General features: G+C 68.8%; 13 protein-coding genes. 9 read left to right on the forward strand and 4 right to left on the reverse strand.

The window, feature by feature from the left end:
* The first annotated feature begins 29 nt into the window (after positions 1-29).
* Genes HGB39_RS06635 through HGB39_RS06660 form a run of 6 tightly spaced genes read left to right on the forward strand, consistent with a single transcriptional unit; the run spans position 30 to position 6,795 of the window.
* Positions 30-1,007: an ABC transporter permease gene (locus HGB39_RS06635; RefSeq protein WP_043791324.1), complete on the forward strand. Its 978-nt coding sequence runs from the start codon at positions 30-32 to the stop codon at positions 1,005-1,007.
* A 34-nt stretch (positions 1,008-1,041) separates the two neighbouring features.
* Positions 1,042-2,160, forward strand: a complete 1,119-nt coding sequence (locus HGB39_RS06640; protein WP_005569680.1) for a Zn-dependent alcohol dehydrogenase — start codon at positions 1,042-1,044, stop codon at positions 2,158-2,160.
* A gap of 16 nt (positions 2,161-2,176) precedes the next feature.
* Positions 2,177-3,688 carry an aldehyde dehydrogenase family protein gene (locus tag HGB39_RS06645; protein WP_005569678.1) on the forward strand — a complete coding sequence of 504 codons (1,512 nt, stop codon included), beginning with the start codon at positions 2,177-2,179 and terminating at the stop codon, positions 3,686-3,688.
* Complete coding sequence (locus tag HGB39_RS06650) at positions 3,685-5,286, forward strand: GMC family oxidoreductase (protein WP_005569676.1); 1,602 nt, start codon at positions 3,685-3,687, stop codon at positions 5,284-5,286. The genes HGB39_RS06645 and HGB39_RS06650 overlap by 4 nt, the downstream gene beginning before the upstream one ends.
* A 4-nt stretch (positions 5,287-5,290) precedes the next feature.
* Positions 5,291-5,782 carry a hypothetical protein gene (locus tag HGB39_RS06655; RefSeq protein ID WP_043791322.1) on the forward strand — a complete coding sequence of 164 codons (492 nt, stop codon included), beginning with the start codon at positions 5,291-5,293 and terminating at the stop codon, positions 5,780-5,782.
* On the forward strand, positions 5,779-6,795 hold the full coding sequence (locus HGB39_RS06660; protein ID WP_005569672.1) for an aldo/keto reductase: 1,017 nt from the start codon (positions 5,779-5,781) through the stop codon (positions 6,793-6,795). The genes HGB39_RS06655 and HGB39_RS06660 overlap by 4 nt, the downstream gene beginning before the upstream one ends.
* Positions 6,796-6,802: 7 nt before the next feature.
* On the opposite strand, the gene HGB39_RS06665 is transcribed toward HGB39_RS06660, so the two are convergent.
* A complete protein-coding gene (locus HGB39_RS06665) occupies positions 6,803-10,300 on the reverse strand; it encodes a serine/threonine-protein kinase (RefSeq protein ID WP_064080052.1) in 3,498 nt (1,165 codons plus the stop codon).
* Between the two features lie 69 nt (positions 10,301-10,369).
* On the opposite strand from HGB39_RS06665, the gene HGB39_RS06670 reads away from it, so the two are divergent.
* Complete coding sequence (locus tag HGB39_RS06670; protein ID WP_005565524.1) at positions 10,370-11,041, forward strand: cyclase family protein; 672 nt, start codon at positions 10,370-10,372, stop codon at positions 11,039-11,041.
* A gap of 6 nt (positions 11,042-11,047) precedes the next feature.
* Here the strand turns inward: HGB39_RS06670 and HGB39_RS06675 are convergent, their stop codons facing one another.
* Genes HGB39_RS06675 through HGB39_RS06685 form a run of 3 tightly spaced genes read right to left on the reverse strand, consistent with a single transcriptional unit; the run spans position 11,048 to position 13,072 of the window.
* The gene (locus tag HGB39_RS06675) at positions 11,048-11,338 is read right to left on the reverse strand and encodes a MoaD/ThiS family protein (RefSeq protein ID WP_005258785.1); all 291 of its coding nucleotides are present in this window, start codon (positions 11,336-11,338) and stop codon (positions 11,048-11,050) included.
* Positions 11,335-12,432 (reverse strand): WD40/YVTN/BNR-like repeat-containing protein, encoded by a 1,098-nt coding sequence (locus HGB39_RS06680; protein ID WP_005258783.1) that lies wholly within the window; start codon positions 12,430-12,432, stop codon positions 11,335-11,337. Before HGB39_RS06680 ends, HGB39_RS06675 begins: the two co-directional genes overlap by 4 nt.
* Positions 12,433-12,484: 52 nt before the next feature.
* On the reverse strand, positions 12,485-13,072 hold the full coding sequence (locus HGB39_RS06685; RefSeq protein ID WP_005565527.1) for a sigma-70 family RNA polymerase sigma factor: 588 nt from the start codon (positions 13,070-13,072) through the stop codon (positions 12,485-12,487).
* A 169-nt stretch (positions 13,073-13,241) separates the two neighbouring features.
* On the opposite strand from HGB39_RS06685, the gene HGB39_RS06690 reads away from it, so the two are divergent.
* Positions 13,242-14,429, forward strand: coding sequence for a DUF8462 domain-containing protein (locus HGB39_RS06690; RefSeq protein WP_005258779.1), 1,188 nt, complete (start codon positions 13,242-13,244; stop codon positions 14,427-14,429).
* Positions 14,430-14,559: 130 nt separating this feature from the next.
* A complete protein-coding gene (locus HGB39_RS06695) occupies positions 14,560-16,515 on the forward strand; it encodes an aconitate hydratase (RefSeq protein ID WP_005565529.1) in 1,956 nt (651 codons plus the stop codon).
* The last annotated feature ends 14 nt before the right edge of the window (positions 16,516-16,529 follow it).

Raw genomic sequence — 16,529 nt, forward strand, 5'->3', positions numbered from 1 at the left:
TCGCCGTGGCAACAAGGACTTCCACCGAGATGCGCGCACCCGAGGGCGCGGCGCAGGCGGTGTCCCGGACGACGCGGGACCGGTTGCGGCTGGCAGGCCCGTCGGTCGTGCTGGTCGCGCTCGTCCTCCTCGTCGCGCTCGCCGAACCGAACTTCCTGTCGATGAACGCCCTCGCGGTGGTCTCGGCGCAGGCGGTCCCGATTCTGCTGCTCGGGCTGGGCCAGATGTTCGTCATCCTCACCGGCGGCATCGACCTGTCGGTGGCGGCGCTGGCATCGCTCGCCACGGTGATCCTGGCGACGGTGATCGGCTCCCTCGGTCCCCTCGCCGTCGTCGTCACCCTCGTGGCGCTCACTCTGATCGGTGCGCTGACCGGTCTCCTGATCGTGTTCGGTCAGGTCCCGTCGTTCGTCGTCTCGCTCGGGGCGCTGGGGTTCTGGGGTGCGGTCGCGCTCGTGGCGTCCGGGTCGACCACCATCTACATCAGCGAAGGCTACGACGCGATCTTCTGGCTCAGTTCGTGGACGATGCTCGGTCTCCCCATGGCGGTGTGGGCCGCAGTGGCGGCGGTCGCCGCGGTATTCTGCGCGATGCGGTTCTCGCCGCGGGGCAACGTCTTCCACCTCGTCGGCCTGGGGGAGAAGGCCGCGATGATGAGCGGCGTCCGAACCCGGATCGTCCGGATCGGCGCATTCGCCCTGTCCGGATTCTTCGCAGGCGCGGCGGGTGTCGTACTGTCGGCCCAGCAGCAGAGCGCCGCACCGCAACTCGCGGATTCGCTGCTCCTGCCCGCCATCGCGGCCGTGCTGGTCGGTGGCTGCGCCATCACCGGTGGAATCGGCGGAGCGTGGCGGGTGCTCGTCGGCGCCCTGGTGGTCACCGTTCTCCGGGTCGGCGGCTCGGTGGCCGGCATCGACCCCAGTTTCCAGCAGATCGTGTACGGCGCGGTCGTCATCGTCGCGGTCGCCGTGACCCTCGACCGCGGCCGGCTCTCGATCATCAAGTAAGACTCTGTGTCAGTGTGAGATTCGAAGGAGAACGATGAGTACGACGGCACGCGGTGCGGTGATTCACGAAGTTGGCGGCAAGTGGGAGGTCGACGACCTCGTCCTCGCGGAGCCCGGTCCCGGCGAGGTGCGGATCAAGGTGATGGCGTCCGGACTGTGTCACTCCGACGATCACCTCGTCACCGGTGACATTCCCAATACTCTGCCGCTGGTCGGCGGACACGAGGGTGCCGGTGTGATCGACGCGGTCGGGCCCGGTGTCACCCGGCTCGCCGTCGGCGATCACGTCGCCACCGCCTACCTCCCGGCTTGCGGAACTTGCGCCTGGTGCGCGCAGGGGATGCAATATGTCTGCGACACGGGGGCCGGTATGGAGGCTGGTTTCATGCTCGACGGAACGGCGCGGTTCGCCACGCAGTCAGGGCGGCCGATCGGCGCCATGCAGCGCCTCGGCACGTTCGCGAACTACCTCGTCACCTCGCAGGCCCAGGCCGTCAAGATCGACGACGACATCCCGTTCGACGTGGCCTGCCTCGTCTCGTGCGGGGTCGCCACCGGGTGGGGCTCCGCCGTGAACGGCGCGGGCGTCCGTCCCCGGGACACGACGCTGGTCGTCGGGGTCGGCGGTGTGGGGATCAACGCGGTGCAGGGCGCCCACCACGCGGGTGCCGCGCACGTCGTCGCGGTCGACCCGGTCCCGTTCAAACGCGAACGAGCACTCGAACTCGGCGCCACCCAGGCGTACGCGTCGATCGACGAGGCTATGCCGTTCGTCCGCTCGGTCACCAACGGGCAGGGCGCCGACAGCGCCGTCGTCACCGTCGGCGTGGTGGACGGACAGCTGATCGCCGACGCGTTCGGCGGCGTCCGCAAGGAGGGAACCGTCGCCGTCGTGTCGATCGGCCAGAACGAACCCGGGATCCCGATCAGCCCGCTCGAACTGGTGGTCTACGCCAAGCATCTGCGAGGGGTGCTGTTCGGCAACTGCAACCCCACCCGGGACATCCCGGCCCTGCTGGACTACTACAAGTCGGGACGACTGAAGCTGGACGAACTGATCACCCGGCGCTACAGCCTGGACCAGGTCAACGACGCATACGTGGACATGCACGCGGGGCTCAACCTGCGTGGTGTCCTGATCCACGAACACTGACGAGGAACTGCCAAAGATGTCGACAGTCGAAGCAACACAGATCCGCAGCTACGGACACTTCATCGGCGGGCGCAGCGTGCCCCCGTCCGAGAACATCATCGAACGGGTCAGCCCGGCCGACGGCCGCGTCGTCGCCACGTTCACCGCGGGCACCCGCGCCGACGCGGCCCTGGCCGTCGCGGTCGCACGGGAGGCCTTCGACGAGGGCGAGTGGCCGCACTGGACCGCGATGGACCGCGGCCGGGCACTGCTGCGGTGCGCGGGGCTGATGCGCGAGCACGAGGAACGACTCGCCCGGATCGACGCGGAGGAGTCGGGCAAACCGATCACTCTGGCCCGCGGCGACGTCGGGGCGAGCATCGAGTTGTTCGAGTACGCCGCGGCGCTGGCCATGACGATGCACGGTGAGGCACACACGGCGCTCGGGGACGACTGCACCGCCATGGTGGTCCGGGAGCCCGCCGGCGTGGTCGGCATGGTCATCCCGTGGAACTTCCCGCTCCTCCTGCTCGCGCAGAAGTTGCCGTTCGCGCTCGGCGCGGGCTGCACGGCGGTGGTGAAGCCATCCGAGTTCACGTCCGGCACCGCCGTCGAGCTGGCCCGGTTGCTCACCGAGGCGGGGATCCCCGACGGGGTGGTGAACGTGGTGACGGGCGCGGGGACCGAGGTCGGTGCCCCGCTCGCGGAGAGCAGCCTGGTCGACATCCTGTCGTTCACCGGGAGCACCGCCACCGGCAAGCGCATCGTGGAGGCCTCGGCGGGCAGCGTCAAGCGACTGTCGATGGAACTGGGTGGCAAGGCCGCCAGCGTCGTGTTCGACGACGCCGACCTCGACGACGCACTCGACGGCGTCCTGTTCGGTGTGTTCTTCAATCAGGGTGAGTGCTGCGTGTCGGGTGCCCGGCTCCTGGTCCAGGACTCGATCGCGGACGCCTTCCTCGCCGGCCTCGTCGAGGCCGCCGGCCGTATCAGGGTGGGCGGACCGCTCGACGACGCCAGCGAACTGGGTCCGATGATCGACGCCGGCCACCTCGAGAAGGTGCTCGGGCACATCGACGCGGCACGGCGGGACGGTGCGACCGTCCTGACCGGCGGTGACCGGCTGTGCGGAGAGAACTGGGGGAGCGGGCATTTCGTCGCTCCCACGATCCTCGACGGCGTGGCCGAGGAGTCCGCCGCCTTCCAGGAGGAGATCTTCGGACCCGTGCTCACCGTCACCCGGTTCAGCGACGTCGACCACGCCATCCGGCTCGCCAACGCCACGGAATACGGACTCGCCGGCTCGATCTGGACCAAGAACATCGACAAGGCGCTGCGGGTGGCGAAGGAGATGCGCAGCGGCCGCGTGTGGGTGAACACCACCATCGACGGCGCCCCGCAGCTGCCTGCCGGCGGCATGAAGCAGAGCGGGTTCGGCCGCGAGATGGGGCAGGCCGGCTTCGACGAGTTCACCGACGTCAAGACCATTCAGATCCGCACCGGACCACGTCAGCGCGTGTTCCCGAACTGGACCGGAGGCAACCGATGAGTGCCACCTACGACTACGTCATCGCGGGCGGCGGCACCGCGGGCTGCGTGCTGGCCGGACGGCTGACCGAGGATCCGACGGTCCGGGTCCTCCTGCTCGAGGCCGGCGGCAACGACCGGCATCCGTTCATCCACGTGCCGGCGGGCTTCGCGAAACTCACTGCGAGCAAGTACGACTGGGGATTCTCGAGCGTCCCGCAGAAACACTGCAACGACCGGGTCATCCCCCTCGCCCAGGGCAAGGTCATCGGCGGTGGCGGCTCGATCAACGCTCAGGTGTTCACCCGTGGCGCGCACGAGGACTACGACGAGTGGGCGCTGAAATACGGCTGCGCGGGATGGTCGTTCGAGGAGATCCAGAAGTACTTCCTCCGGTCCGAGGACAACGAACGGCTGTCGGCGCCGTACCACGGCACCGACGGGCCGCTCGGCGTCTCCGATCCCGTCAACCCTCATCCGCTGTCGAAGTCGTTCGTCCAGGCGGGTCAGGAATTCGGGCTGCCGTTCAACGGCGACTTCAACGGCGAGCACCAGTACGGTGTCGGCCTCTATCAGACGACCACGAAGAACGCCCGCCGGTGCAGCGCCGCGGTCGCGTACCTCGCACCCGCCAGGAAGCGGCCCAACCTGACGGTCCGGGAGAACGTCGCCGTGTCGCGGGTGCTGCTCGACGGCGGACGCGCCACCGGGATCGAGGTGCTCACCCCGCACGGTGTGGAGACGTTCCGCGCGTCCCGCGAGGTGCTGGTCGCGGCGGGCGCGTTCGGTTCGCCCAAGATCCTGCAGCTGTCGGGGATCGGTCATCCCGACGACCTTCGCGACGCGAATGTCGAGGTGGCCCATGCCCTTCCCGGTGTCGGCCGGAACCTGCACGACCACTGCGATCTCGACGTCATCTACGAACTCCGTGAATACCAGAGCCTCGACCGACTGAACCTGATGCGTCCGGCCACGGCGAAGGCGGGACTCGAGTACGCGGCCTTCCGGCGCGGCCCGCTGGCGTCGACCGTCGTCGAGGCCGGTGGGTTCAGTTTCGGGCACGCGGCGGAGTCGATTCCGGATCTGCAGTTCCACTTCCTGCCCGCCGCCGGCGTCGAGGCCGGTGTCGCCGCGGTCCGTCCCGGCTACGGCTGCACCCTGAACTCGTACTCACTGAGGCCGGAGAGCCGCGGCTCGGTGAAGATCAGGTCGAACGATCCCACCGCCCAGCCGCTGATCGACCCGAACTTCCTCGCCACCGACTTCGACCTGGAGTCGAGCATCGAGGGGCTCCGGCAGAGCCGCGAGATCATGGCGCAGTCGTCGATGGCGCGGCACATCAAGGCGGAACATCTGGCCGGTGGTCTGTCGGTGAACACGAAGGACGACTACGTGAAGTTCGTTCGCGCGTACGGCCGCACCTCGTATCACCCGGTCGGCACGTGCGCGATGGGTGTCGGCGACGACGCCGTCGTCTCGCCGGAACTGAAGGTGATGGGCATCGAGGGTTTGCGGGTGGTCGACTCGTCCGTCATGCCGCGCATCGTCAGTTCCAACACCCAGGCTCCCACGGTGATGATCGCCGAGAAGGCGATCGATCTGATCCGTGGGGAAGGATGACCGGATGACCAATTTTTCCGGACTGACCGAGGACGTGGCTCGGGAGGCCGTCGAGCTGGCGCGGCCGTCGATCGAGAACCTCTCCCACGGATCTCCGGGGCATCTCGTCGTGCTCCGGCCAGGCGTCGCCCCAACCGCCGACGCGGAGTTGCCCGTCGTCTTCCGCTGTAGCTGGGGTGAGAAGAAGGACTGGGCCGGGCCGTACGACGTGATTGCCGAGTCGAAGGCTCGGATCAGCTGGACCACCGGCCTGCCGTCGCACGCCGTTCAGCAGCTGCATCCCTACCTGTACCAGCACGGTTGGACCAAGTGGGGTGGCAGCGCGGTGGGCGAGGGCGGGCTGGTCGTGGCGTACAGCGGCGACAAGTGGTTCCACGACCAGTTCTATTCGGAGCTGGTCGTGGCGGCGATCAAGGTCGTGTGCCTTCGCGAGATGGACGCCGTGATGCGCGACCCGAGCGCCCTGTTCCTCGGCAACGGAAGCGAGAATCCATGAAGGTGAACGATACTCGGACGTTCGGGCGCGCAGGGTTCGACGTGACCCTGCTCGGGTACGGCGGTGCGCCCATCGGCAACATCTTCCGGCCGGTCCCCGAGGCGGAGGCGCAGGCGCAGATCGCCGAGGCGTGGGACATGGGGGTGCGTTCGTTCGACACCGCACCCATGTACGGGCACGGGCTGTCCGAGCACCGGGTGGGCCATGCACTGCTGACGAGGGACCGCGACGACTACGTGTTGTCCACGAAGGTGGGGCGCACGTTGACGCCCGCGCGCCGTGGGTCGTTCGACACCGGAATCTGGGTGGACACCCCGCCGTTCCGGGCCGACTTCGACTACTCGTACGACGCGGTCCTGCGGCAGGTGGACGACAGCCTGCAGCGCATGTGCCAGGACAGATTCGACATCCTCTACGTGCACGACGTCGACCGGTACACGCATGGCGACGCCCAGCCCGCGCGGTTCGCGGAAGCGCTCGAGGGTGCGTTCCCCGCGCTGATCCGGTTGCGGGAGGAGGGCGTGGTCCGGGCGATCGGAGTCGGGGTCAACGAGGCCGACGTCGTCGTCGACGCCCTCGAACGCGTCGATCTCGACTGCGTCCTCCTCGCGGGAAGATACACCCTGCTCGAGCAGGATCCGGTGAAGGACCTGCTGCCGCTCGCGGTGGAGCGCGACGTTGCGATCGTCCTCGGCGGTGTGTTCAATTCGGGCATCCTGGCCACCGGCGCGGTGCCCGGCGCCAAGTTCAACTATCAGCCCGCACCCGACGAGGTGCTGAGCCGGGTGCGCGACATCGAGAAGCACTGCGAGCGTCATCGGGTTCCGTTGGCGGCCGCCTCGATTCAGTTCGCGGCCGCGCATCCGGCGGTGCGGGAACTTCTGCTGGGCGCACGGAACTGCGCGCAGTTGCGGCAGAACGCGGCCTGGCTCGAACACCCGATCCCGGCCGAATTCTGGGATGACCTGCGCGCCGCGGGACTGATCCTGGAGGAGGCGCCCACTCCGTCCTGACCGCCGGTCACATCGTGTACGGAGCGGTCGCGTTCTGTAGCTCCTCGAGAAAGTCGGCGGGCACCGTCGGCCACTCCGGCCGCCAGTTGCCGGCCAACTGATCTGCCCGGAGATCCGCGACCAGGGCGACGACGAGGGGTCCGCCGTCGGGAAGCACGCGGTGGAGTCCGCGTGCCGCGCAGATCGAGGCGATGGAGGCGAGGGTCTGCTTCGCCTCGTCGTCGCGGCCCGCGGCGGCGAGGCACGCCACCCGGAGGCGCTCGGCCAGCAGGTAGGCGCGGTTGCGGCCGGTGCCGGCCAGTCGATCGGTCCACTCCTGCGCCCAGGTGCACGCCAGCTCGATGTTCTCGCGCGCCCCTGTGGCGAGCAGCATCCGGATCGCGGTGGTCTCCTCGACCTGCGCGACGATCTCGTCGATGCCCGACACGGGGCGTCGCCGGTCCTCGTATCGAACCGGTTCGGGGACGTGCAGGGTGGGGTGTGGGGCAATGCCGAGCCGGCGACGTTCGTTCTCGATGCGGGCGCGCAGCCGGGCGAGGGAGTAGGTCTCGGCCACCTCGAGTCCGGCGTGCAGGCGTGTCGTCGCCTCCTCGCGGTCACCCCGCAGCGCCTTGACGTGAGCGCCGGTCACGAAGCGGGCGACCTTGAAGTCCACCCCACCGGTCTCGACGGCGAGGGTGTATCCGTCGTCGAGGAGACGTTCGGCTTCTTCGACGTCCCCGCGTTCGTAGAGCACCTCCCCGAGCAGCGACCCTGCCAGCCGGGCGGACGGCGCTCGCGGCCCGCCCAGTTTCCGTCCGGCTCGCCGGGCCCGCCGGAACCGGTCGACGGCGTCGTCGATGTCGAGCTGCTCGTACGACGCGACACCTAGATAGCTCTGGCCGTGAACGACGTTGTGCGGACCCTTGTTCCGTTCGTAGAAGGGTCGCGCGACCTCCTGGATCCGGCGCACCTCCGCGAAGTCGAAGCGGTACACGGCGGCGAACGTCGTGACGTTGAACGCGGCGCACACCACCCACGGGGACATGGACTCCGGCCGCGCCAGGCAGTCGGCGGCGAGTTCGTCGATCCGGCCGCTGCGGTCGTTGCGCAGTTCCGCCACCGCACGGACGACGCCCGCCTCCGCCCGCAGATCCGCCGTGTCGCTCGCGCTCGCGCCGCTGTGGTCGAGTGCCCATTCGGCTCGCTCGAGCGCGCGTTCGGCGGCCATGGTCCGGTTCGCCATCGCGTGCGCCCACGCCGTCGTGACCTGCAGCCGGGCGCTCGTGGCGACCAGAGCCGGCGGCAGCTTGTCGACCACCGCCGACAACGTCGCCGCCTGGGACTGCTCGAGCAGTATCAGTCCGTCCGCTTCGACGAGTTCCACGGCGCGTTGCTCTTCGCCGCCGGCGATGGCGTGGTCGACGGCCTCGCGGAGCAGGCTGTGGTCGCAGAACCAGCGGGACGCGACGCGGTGCAGTTCCCGGATCCGGTCGGGTTGGTCGCGTTCGAGCCGTCGGCGCAGGAACTCGGCGAACAGGGTGTGGTAGCGGAACCACGTTCGCTCGTCGTCGATATGGCGCAGGAACAGGTCCCGGTCCTCGGCGGCCTCGAGCATCGCCTGCCCACGCGCGGTGTGTGCGAGGGCGCCGGCGAGACTGCCGCACGTGCGTTCAGTGATCGAGGTGGCCAGCAGGAAGTCGAGCATCTCGGGTTCGAGGGTGTCGAGGACGTTCTCGGCGAGAAATTCGCCGATCGCGTGGTGGCGGCCGGACAGTCCGGCGATCAGCTCGGAGGGATCCGCTCGCCCGCGCAGCGACAACGACGCCAGTTGGAGAGCCGCCACCCACCCGTCGGTGGAGTCGCGGAGCTCGGTGACGTCCTCGCTGTCGAGGGGCAGGCCACCGAGGTCGACGAGGAACGACCGGGCCTCGGAATCGTCGAAACGCAGTTCGGAGTAGTCGATTTCGACGAGTTCGTCCTTGACGCGCATGCGGCTCATCGGCAGCCCGGCCCTGGTCCGGCTCGTCACCACGACCTGCAGGTGGTGACACCCGTTGTCGAGGAGGAACTCCAGCGCGGCGATCGTCGCGGGCTCGGACACGCGCTGCCAGTCGTCGATGATCAGGGCGATCCGTTCGCCGCTCTCGTGGATCTGGTTGACGAGCGAGGTGAGTACGTAGCGTTCGGCTTCGTCGTCGTGCTCTTCGAGGACCTGGCCGAGTTCCTTGGCCAGGTTGGGACGCACGTGCCGGATCGCCTCGATGAGGTGCGCGACGAACCAGACCACGTTGTCGTCGTCGCTGTCGACGGTGAGCCACGCGACGGCCACGCCCTCGTCGGCGAGGACGTTCCGCCACTGGGCGGCCAGGGTGCTCTTGCCGAATCCAGTGGGGCCGTGGATCACGGTCAGCAGGCGTCGGCGTCCGGCCCGCAGCAGGTCGATCAGCCGGTTCCGCTCGACGAGCTGACGGGTCGCGGCGGGCGGCCGGAACCGGGTGGCCGGTGCGGGCGGCGGCGTCGACGCATATCGGGCCCGTCCCGTCGTGGAGGTCCGGAACGGACCGGAGACGGTCGAGACGGCCCCGGGCGAGGCGTCCTCGACGTGGTGGACCCCGGCGTCGACGGGCATCGCCATCTCGTCCACGGCCAGTCCGTGGTGGCGTTCGACCTCCCGCAGTTCGTCCCCGAACGCGGCGGCGGACGCGGGGCGATCCTGCGGTTTACCGGACATCGCCCGCTGGATCACGGCGCTGAGGTCCTCGGGGAAACCCTCCGTCCGCAGGTCCGGGACAGGCTGGGTGGTGATCCGCAGGAACTGCGCGATCACCTCCTCGCCGTTGTGCCGTTCGAAGGCCGCGTGCCCGGTGATCGCGCTGAACAGGGTCGCACCGAGGCTGTACACGTCGGAGGCGGCGGTCGGGGTCCGCCCCGACAGCACCTCGGGAGCGGTAAATGCGGGGGAGCCGGTGACGGTGCCCGCCGTCGTCTCGAACGCCCCCGACATCCGCGCGATCCCGAAATCGGTGAGCTGCGGTTCGCCGTACTCCGTCAGCAGGATGTTTCCCGGTTTGACGTCTCGGTGCAGGATGCCCACCCGGTGCGCGGTTTCGAGTGCACCGGCAAGTTTCACCCCGATACGCAGGGCGTCGCTCCAGGGGATGGGCCCGCGCCTGCGGATCTGCGCGTCCAGCGAGTCGTGGGGATGGAACTGCATCACGATGTACGGCCGGCCGGCGTCGGTCGTCCCGACCTGCATGATGTTGACGATGTGCGGGTGGCCGCTCAGCCGGCCCATGGCGCGCTGCTCCCGCAGGAACCGTTCGAGGTTCTCGGCATCGAGCGCCGCGGTGAGGACCTTGACCGCCACGGTTCGATCGAGTTCCGGTTGGGCACACCGATAGACCACCCCGAACCCACCGTGCCCGATCTCCCTGGCATCCTCGAGACCGACCGCGGACAGCTCGGTTGCGAGTGTTTTCGACACCGACTCACGCTGGGTGGCGAGCGGGTCAATATCGGTCATTCCACCACCTCTTCGCTCGTCATCGAGCATATCGCGGTACGCGTGACCCCGAGGCCGGACAATCGAGCGATGCCACACGTGCGGAAAATCGTGGATCTGTCACACACCATCGGTCCGGGGATGCAGGTGTATCCCGGCGACCCGGTGCCGACGCTGATCCGGCACTGCACCCTCGAACGCGACGGCTACAACGTGCTGGACGTCAGGATCGGTTCGCAGTCCGGGACGCACGTCGACGCCCCGGCGCATCTGAAGGCGGGGGCCGCGACCGTCGACCGGCTGGCGCCGGAGCTGTTCGTCGGACGTGGCGTCGTGTTCGACCTGCGCGAGCTCGTTGCGCGGCAGCGGATTACCCGCGACCTGATCATGTCCCGGGCGGAGGACGCCGGCCCGGGCGACATCGCCGTGTTCCATACCGGGTGGTCTCGCCACTACGGAACGGATGCCTACTACACACATCCGTTCCTCGACCCCGCGGCAGGCGCGCTGCTGCTCGACCGGGGAGTGCGGACGTTCTGCCTCGATGCCCCGAGCATCGACGAGACGCCGGACGGGGAGCACGCCGACGCCGGATACCCGGTTCACCACCTGATCGCCGACGCAGGCGGAGTGATCGGCGAGAATCTGTGCCGGCTCGACCGGATCGACTTCCCCGACCCGCTCCTCAGCCTCCTGCCGATCGCTCTGGAGGCCGGCGACGGAGCTCCCACCCGGGCAGTGGCGATGGAGCTGGCCGAGTAGTCGCGCTCAGCCGCCGGCCACGGACTGCAGGATCTGCAGTTCCTGCCCGGGCGTCACCTCGGTGCCGACACCGCCGAGGAGCCGGACGTCCTCGCCGTCCACGTAGACGTTGACGTACCGCCGCAGGGCGCCGGTCTCGTCGCGAATCCGGCGGCCGAGAATCGGGAACTCGCCCGCGAGAACGTCGAGCACGTGGGACAGCGGCGAGGCGGTGTCGAGGGGCACGTGTACGGACCGTTCACCGCCGACGATCGACGCCAGCGCCCGCGGAACCCGCACGGTGACGCCCTCACTCATGACGCGATCACTGCGGCCCGCACGCACAGGATGTCGGGCAGATGCGCCGCGACCGTGCCGAACGTGGCGCCCTCGTCGGCGCTCCCGTACACCTCGCCGCCGCGCGTGCCGAAATACACGCCGACCGGGTCGCCGGTGTCCACTGCGGCGGCGTCGCGGAGCACCACGTTGTAGTCGCGTTCCGGTAGCCCGCTGTCGAGGCGGGTCCAGCTGTTCCCGGCGTCCTCGCTCCGGTAGACGGCCAGCCGGCCGTCGGGTGGGATTCGTTCACGGTCCGCCTCGATCGGAACGACCCAGATGGTTCCCTCGCGGCGCGGGTGGGTGAGCATCACGAATCCGAAGTCCGTCGGCAGCCCGTCCGCGATCGACTTCCACGTGTCACCGCTGTCGTCGGTGCGGTAGACGCCGTGATGGTTCTGGGCGTACAGCCGGTCGGGGGCGACGGCGTCGCGGGCGATCTTGTGGACGCACTGACCGAACTCCGGGTTCGGGTCCGGCAGGAAGTAGGCCGTGATCCCGGTGTTGCGCGGCTCCCAGGACGCACCCCCGTCCGTGGTGCGGTAGACCCCTCCGGTGCTCATCGCGACATGCACCGTGTTCTCGTCCTGTGGATGTGGTACGACGGAATGCGCTGCGGCGCCGCCGTATCCGGCTCCCCACTCCGGTCGGTGCGGATGGTCCCACAGCCCGCGTTCGAGGTCGAAATGCTCGCCGCCGTCGACCGACCGCCACACCGAGATGGGTTCGCACCCCGCCCACACGACGCCCGGACGGTCGTCCGTGTCGGGCCGGAGCTGCCACACCCGCTCGAGCGCGGCGCCGTCTCCGTCGCCGAAGCGGATGGCGCCGTGATCCGGTTCGGTCCAGGTGGAACCCAGATCGTCGGAGTGCGCGACGGTGGGACCCCAGTGCTCGGACCGGACCCCGACCAGAATGCGGGTGCGCCCACCCCGCGTGTCGATCCCGATACTCGGAATCTCGTTCATCAGGAAGTGTGGGCCGGACAGCGACCAGGTGGCGCGGTCGCGGCTGGTGGCCAGCCACAGGCCCTTCTTCGTTCCGATCGCGACCAGGACGGTGTCGGGTGCGCTCATGAATCCATCGGACCACTCGGCCCGGCAGTTGGCAACGACGGAGCGGGAACTCTCAGCGGGCGGGCCCGTGCCCGATCCGCGCCCGCAGGTGGCTCAGTGCCCGGTGCTGGGCGACGCGGACGGCGCCCGGTGTGGTGTCCAAGACCCGTGCGGTCTGCTCGGCCGACATTCCCACGATGACGCGCATGAAGAGGATCTGCTGGTGCCGGACCGGAAGGGTCTCGACGAGGTGGCCCATCTCGCCGCGCAGTTCACCGCGCAGGATGTGATGCTCGGGGCCGTCCTCGACGTCCACCACGTGGTGTGCGGCGGCGGCGCGCGCGGTCTGCGGCACGGACAACCGGGTGGCGCGGCGCCGCGCGTCGGACACCTTGTGCGCGGCGATGCCGAAGATGAACGACAGCAACGATTTTCCCTGGTTCTCGTACGTCCGCAGGGCGCTCATCAACGCGAGGCACACGTCCTGGGTGACATCGTCGGCGGTGGTGTGCGGGTGATCCACCGACTCGAGCCGGCTCGTGCAGTAGCGGTGCACGAGGGGGTGCGCAATGCGGAGAACCTCTTCGACGGCGTCCTCGTCGCCCTTCGCTGCGTGCGGCGCGAGGCGTTCCAACTCGGCTCTGGCGTCCAACTCGATCATGGTGTTCTCCCTGTTCCTGGTGCTGCATCCAGCCTCGGGGGAACGCGCGATAGTCGATAGGCACCGAAGGGTGCGGAAGTCCCCACCCCGGCTAGGACTCCATAGCGGGATCTAGGACACGCGCTAGATGAGCGCAGATTCGGCAACAGAGGTTGTTACCTTCGTGGCCATGGACCCTGTCCGTAACCCCTATGCGCCCGGCGCGGGACAGCGCCCGCCGGAGCTCGCGGGCCGAACCAGGCAGCTCGACGCGTTCGACGTGGTGCTCGAGCGGATCGCGCGCGGTCGCCCGGAACGCAGCGTGATGCTCACGGGTCTGCGTGGCGTCGGGAAGACGGTCCTGCTGAACCACCTGCGGTCGGCCGCCATCTCGCGGCGGTGGGGAACGGGGAAGATCGAGGCCCGACCGGATCAGGATCTGCGGCGGCCGCTGTCGTCGGCGTTGCACATGGCGGTTCGGGAGATCGCGGGCTCGCACCGCGACCCCGACCGGGTGGAGGAGTTCCTCGGCGTCCTGAAGTCGTTCGCCCTGCGGGCGACGGCCGACAAGGGCATGCGGGAGCGGTGGCAGCCGGGCATCGACGCCCCCGCGGTGAAGGGGCGCGCCGATTCCGGGGACATCGAGATCGACCTGGTGGAACTGCTGCTCGACGCGTCGTCCCTGGCCCGCGACGTCGGGGTCGGGATCGCACTGTTCATCGACGAGATGCAGGACCTCGGCGCCGCGGACGTCTCGGCGGTGTGCGGGGCCTGCCACGAGCTCAGCCAGGACGCGGCGCCGCTGATCGTGGTCGGAGCCGGATTGCCGCACCTGCCCGCGGTGCTGTCGGCGTCCAAGAGTTACTCGGAGCGGCTGTTCAGCTACCACCGCATCGACCGGCTGGACCGGGTGTCGGCCGACCGGGCGTTGATCGCGCCCGCCGAGCGGGAGGACGTGAAGTTCACGGACGAGGCGCTCGACGCGTTGTACGCCGCGGCCGACGGCTACCCCTATTTCGTTCAGGCCTACGGCAAGGCGACGTGGGACGTGGCCGCGGCCAGCCCGATCACCGAGGAGGACGTGCGGGTGGCCGCGCCGACCGCGGAGGAGGAACTCGCGGTCGGGTTCTTCGGGTCACGGTACGAGCGCGCGACGCCTGCCGAGCGGGAGTACATGCGGGCGATGGCCGACCTCTCCGGGGACGACGGACCGGTCGCCACGTCGGCGATCGCCTCCGAGCTCGGCCGCAAACCCGCGTCGCTGTCACCGGCGCGGGACGGGCTGATCAAGAAGGGCCTGATTTATTCGGCCGAGCGCGGGTCGATCGGATTCACCGTGCCGCACTTCGGCAAGTACCTGCGGGCGCAGCACGACTAGCGGAATCTAGCTCTCTCTACGAATTTGCGTAGAAAGCCGAAGATTGTCCTGTCGAGTGCGGAACGTGTTCCGGGCGCTGGCCCTCGCCGTGGCTCCGGCGCATCCTGGAGGTACGACGAAGGGATCAGCGATGTCGGACACTGTCGCCCGCAAGGTCATCGGTGCACACCTCCTCGATGGCCGGATGGAACCGGGCGAGGAGATCTCGATCCGGATCGACCAGACGCTCACCCAGGACGCCACCGGAACCCTGGTGATGCAGGAACTCGAGGCGCTCCACCTCGATCGCGTCAAGACCGAGTTGAGCGCGCAATACGTCGACCACAATCTGCTGCAGGCCGACGAGAAGAACGCCGAGGACCACGAGTTCCTTCGCACCGCCGCCCTGCGGTACGGGTTGTGGTTCTCGAAGCCGGGCAACGGGGTCTCTCATCCCACCCACATGCAGCGCTTCGGCGTCCCCGGCAAGACCATGGTCGGGTCCGACTCGCACACACCGGCGGCGGGCTCGCTGGGCATGCTCGCGATCGGCGTCGGTGGGCTCGAGGTCGCCATGGCGATCGCGGGTCAGCCCCTGCACCTGCGGATGCCTCAGATCTGGGGGGTGGAGTTGACCGGCAGGCTCCCCGACTGGAGTTCGGCGAAGGACGTCATCCTCGAGATGCTCCGCCGCCACGGGGTCAAGGGCGGGCTCAACAGAATCATCGAATATCACGGTGAGGGGCTCGCGACGTTGACGGCGATGGATCGTCACGTGATCGCGAACATGGGCGCCGAACTGGGCGCCACGACGTCCATCTTTCCCGCCGACGACGCCGTCCGCGATTTCCTGCGCGCCGAGGGCAGGGAAGGCGACTTCGTGGAACTGCTCGCCGATGCGGGCGCGGAATACGACGTGCACGAACACCTCGACCTGTCGACGATCGAGCCGCTGATCGCGAAACCGTCTTCGCCGGGAAACGTGGTGCCGGTCCGGGAGGTCGCCGGTGAGGACGTGAGCCAGGTGGTGATCGGGTCGTCCGCCAATCCCGGGCTGCGCGACTTCGCGATCGCTGCGGCCATGGTGTCGGGGAGGCAGACCGACCCGAGCGTGAGTTTCGACGTCAATCCGAGTTCGCGGGAGATCCTTTCCGATCTGACCAAGATGGGCGCCACGCTCGCACTCGTCGTGGCAGGCGCGCGAATTCATCAATCCGGGTGCATGGGCTGCATCGGCATGGGCCAGGCGCCGGCGACCGGCCGGAATTCCCTCCGGACGATGCCCCGCAATTTCCCGGGTCGTTCGGGCACCCGTGAGGATTCCGTGTGGCTGTGTTCACCCGAGACGGCGGCCGCGTCGGCTCTCACCGGGGTGATCACCGACCCGCGGGACTGGGCGGAGAAAGCGGGGATGCCGTACCCGGAGATCACGCTTCCGGACGAGGCCACCGTCAACACGGCCATGCTGGTGGCTCCGCTGCCGGAAGAGGAAGCGCGGCACGTCGAACTCGTGAAGGGGCCCAACATCTCGTCCCTGCCCGAATTTCCGCCCCTGCCCGACCGCATCGAGGCACCGGTACTTCTCAAGGTCGGTGACAACATCTCCACCGACGAGATCTCTCCGGCCGGGGCGCGGGCCCTGCCGTTCCGTTCCAACATTCCCAAGCTGTCCCGGTTCACGTTCACCCAGGTGGACGAGACCTATCCGGCGCGCGCGGAGGAGACGGCGAAGACCACCGGGCATTTCATCGTCGGCGGTGACAACTACGGGCAGGGGTCCTCGCGTGAGCACGCCGCGATCACCCCGCGCTACCTCGGGTTGCATGCGGTGATCGCCACCTCGTTCGCCCGTATCCACTGGCAGAATCTCGCCAACTTCGGTGTACTCGCGCTCGAATTCGAGAACCCGGACGACTACGACACGATCCGGCAGGACGACGTGCTGGTCCTCGACGGAGTTCGGGACGCCATTCGTTCCGGCCCCCGCCTGACCCTGTTCGACTCGACCCGTGACGTGGAGATCCCGGTGCGTCACCGGCTGTCCCCACGTCAGGTCGACGACGTGCTCGCGGGCGGATTGATTCCACAGCTGGCACGCAGGGAGTGATCAGCCGGTCGCCG

This window comes from Rhodococcus opacus (assembly GCF_012396235.1).
GTDB lineage: Bacteria > Actinomycetota > Actinomycetes > Mycobacteriales > Mycobacteriaceae > Rhodococcus_F > Rhodococcus_F opacus.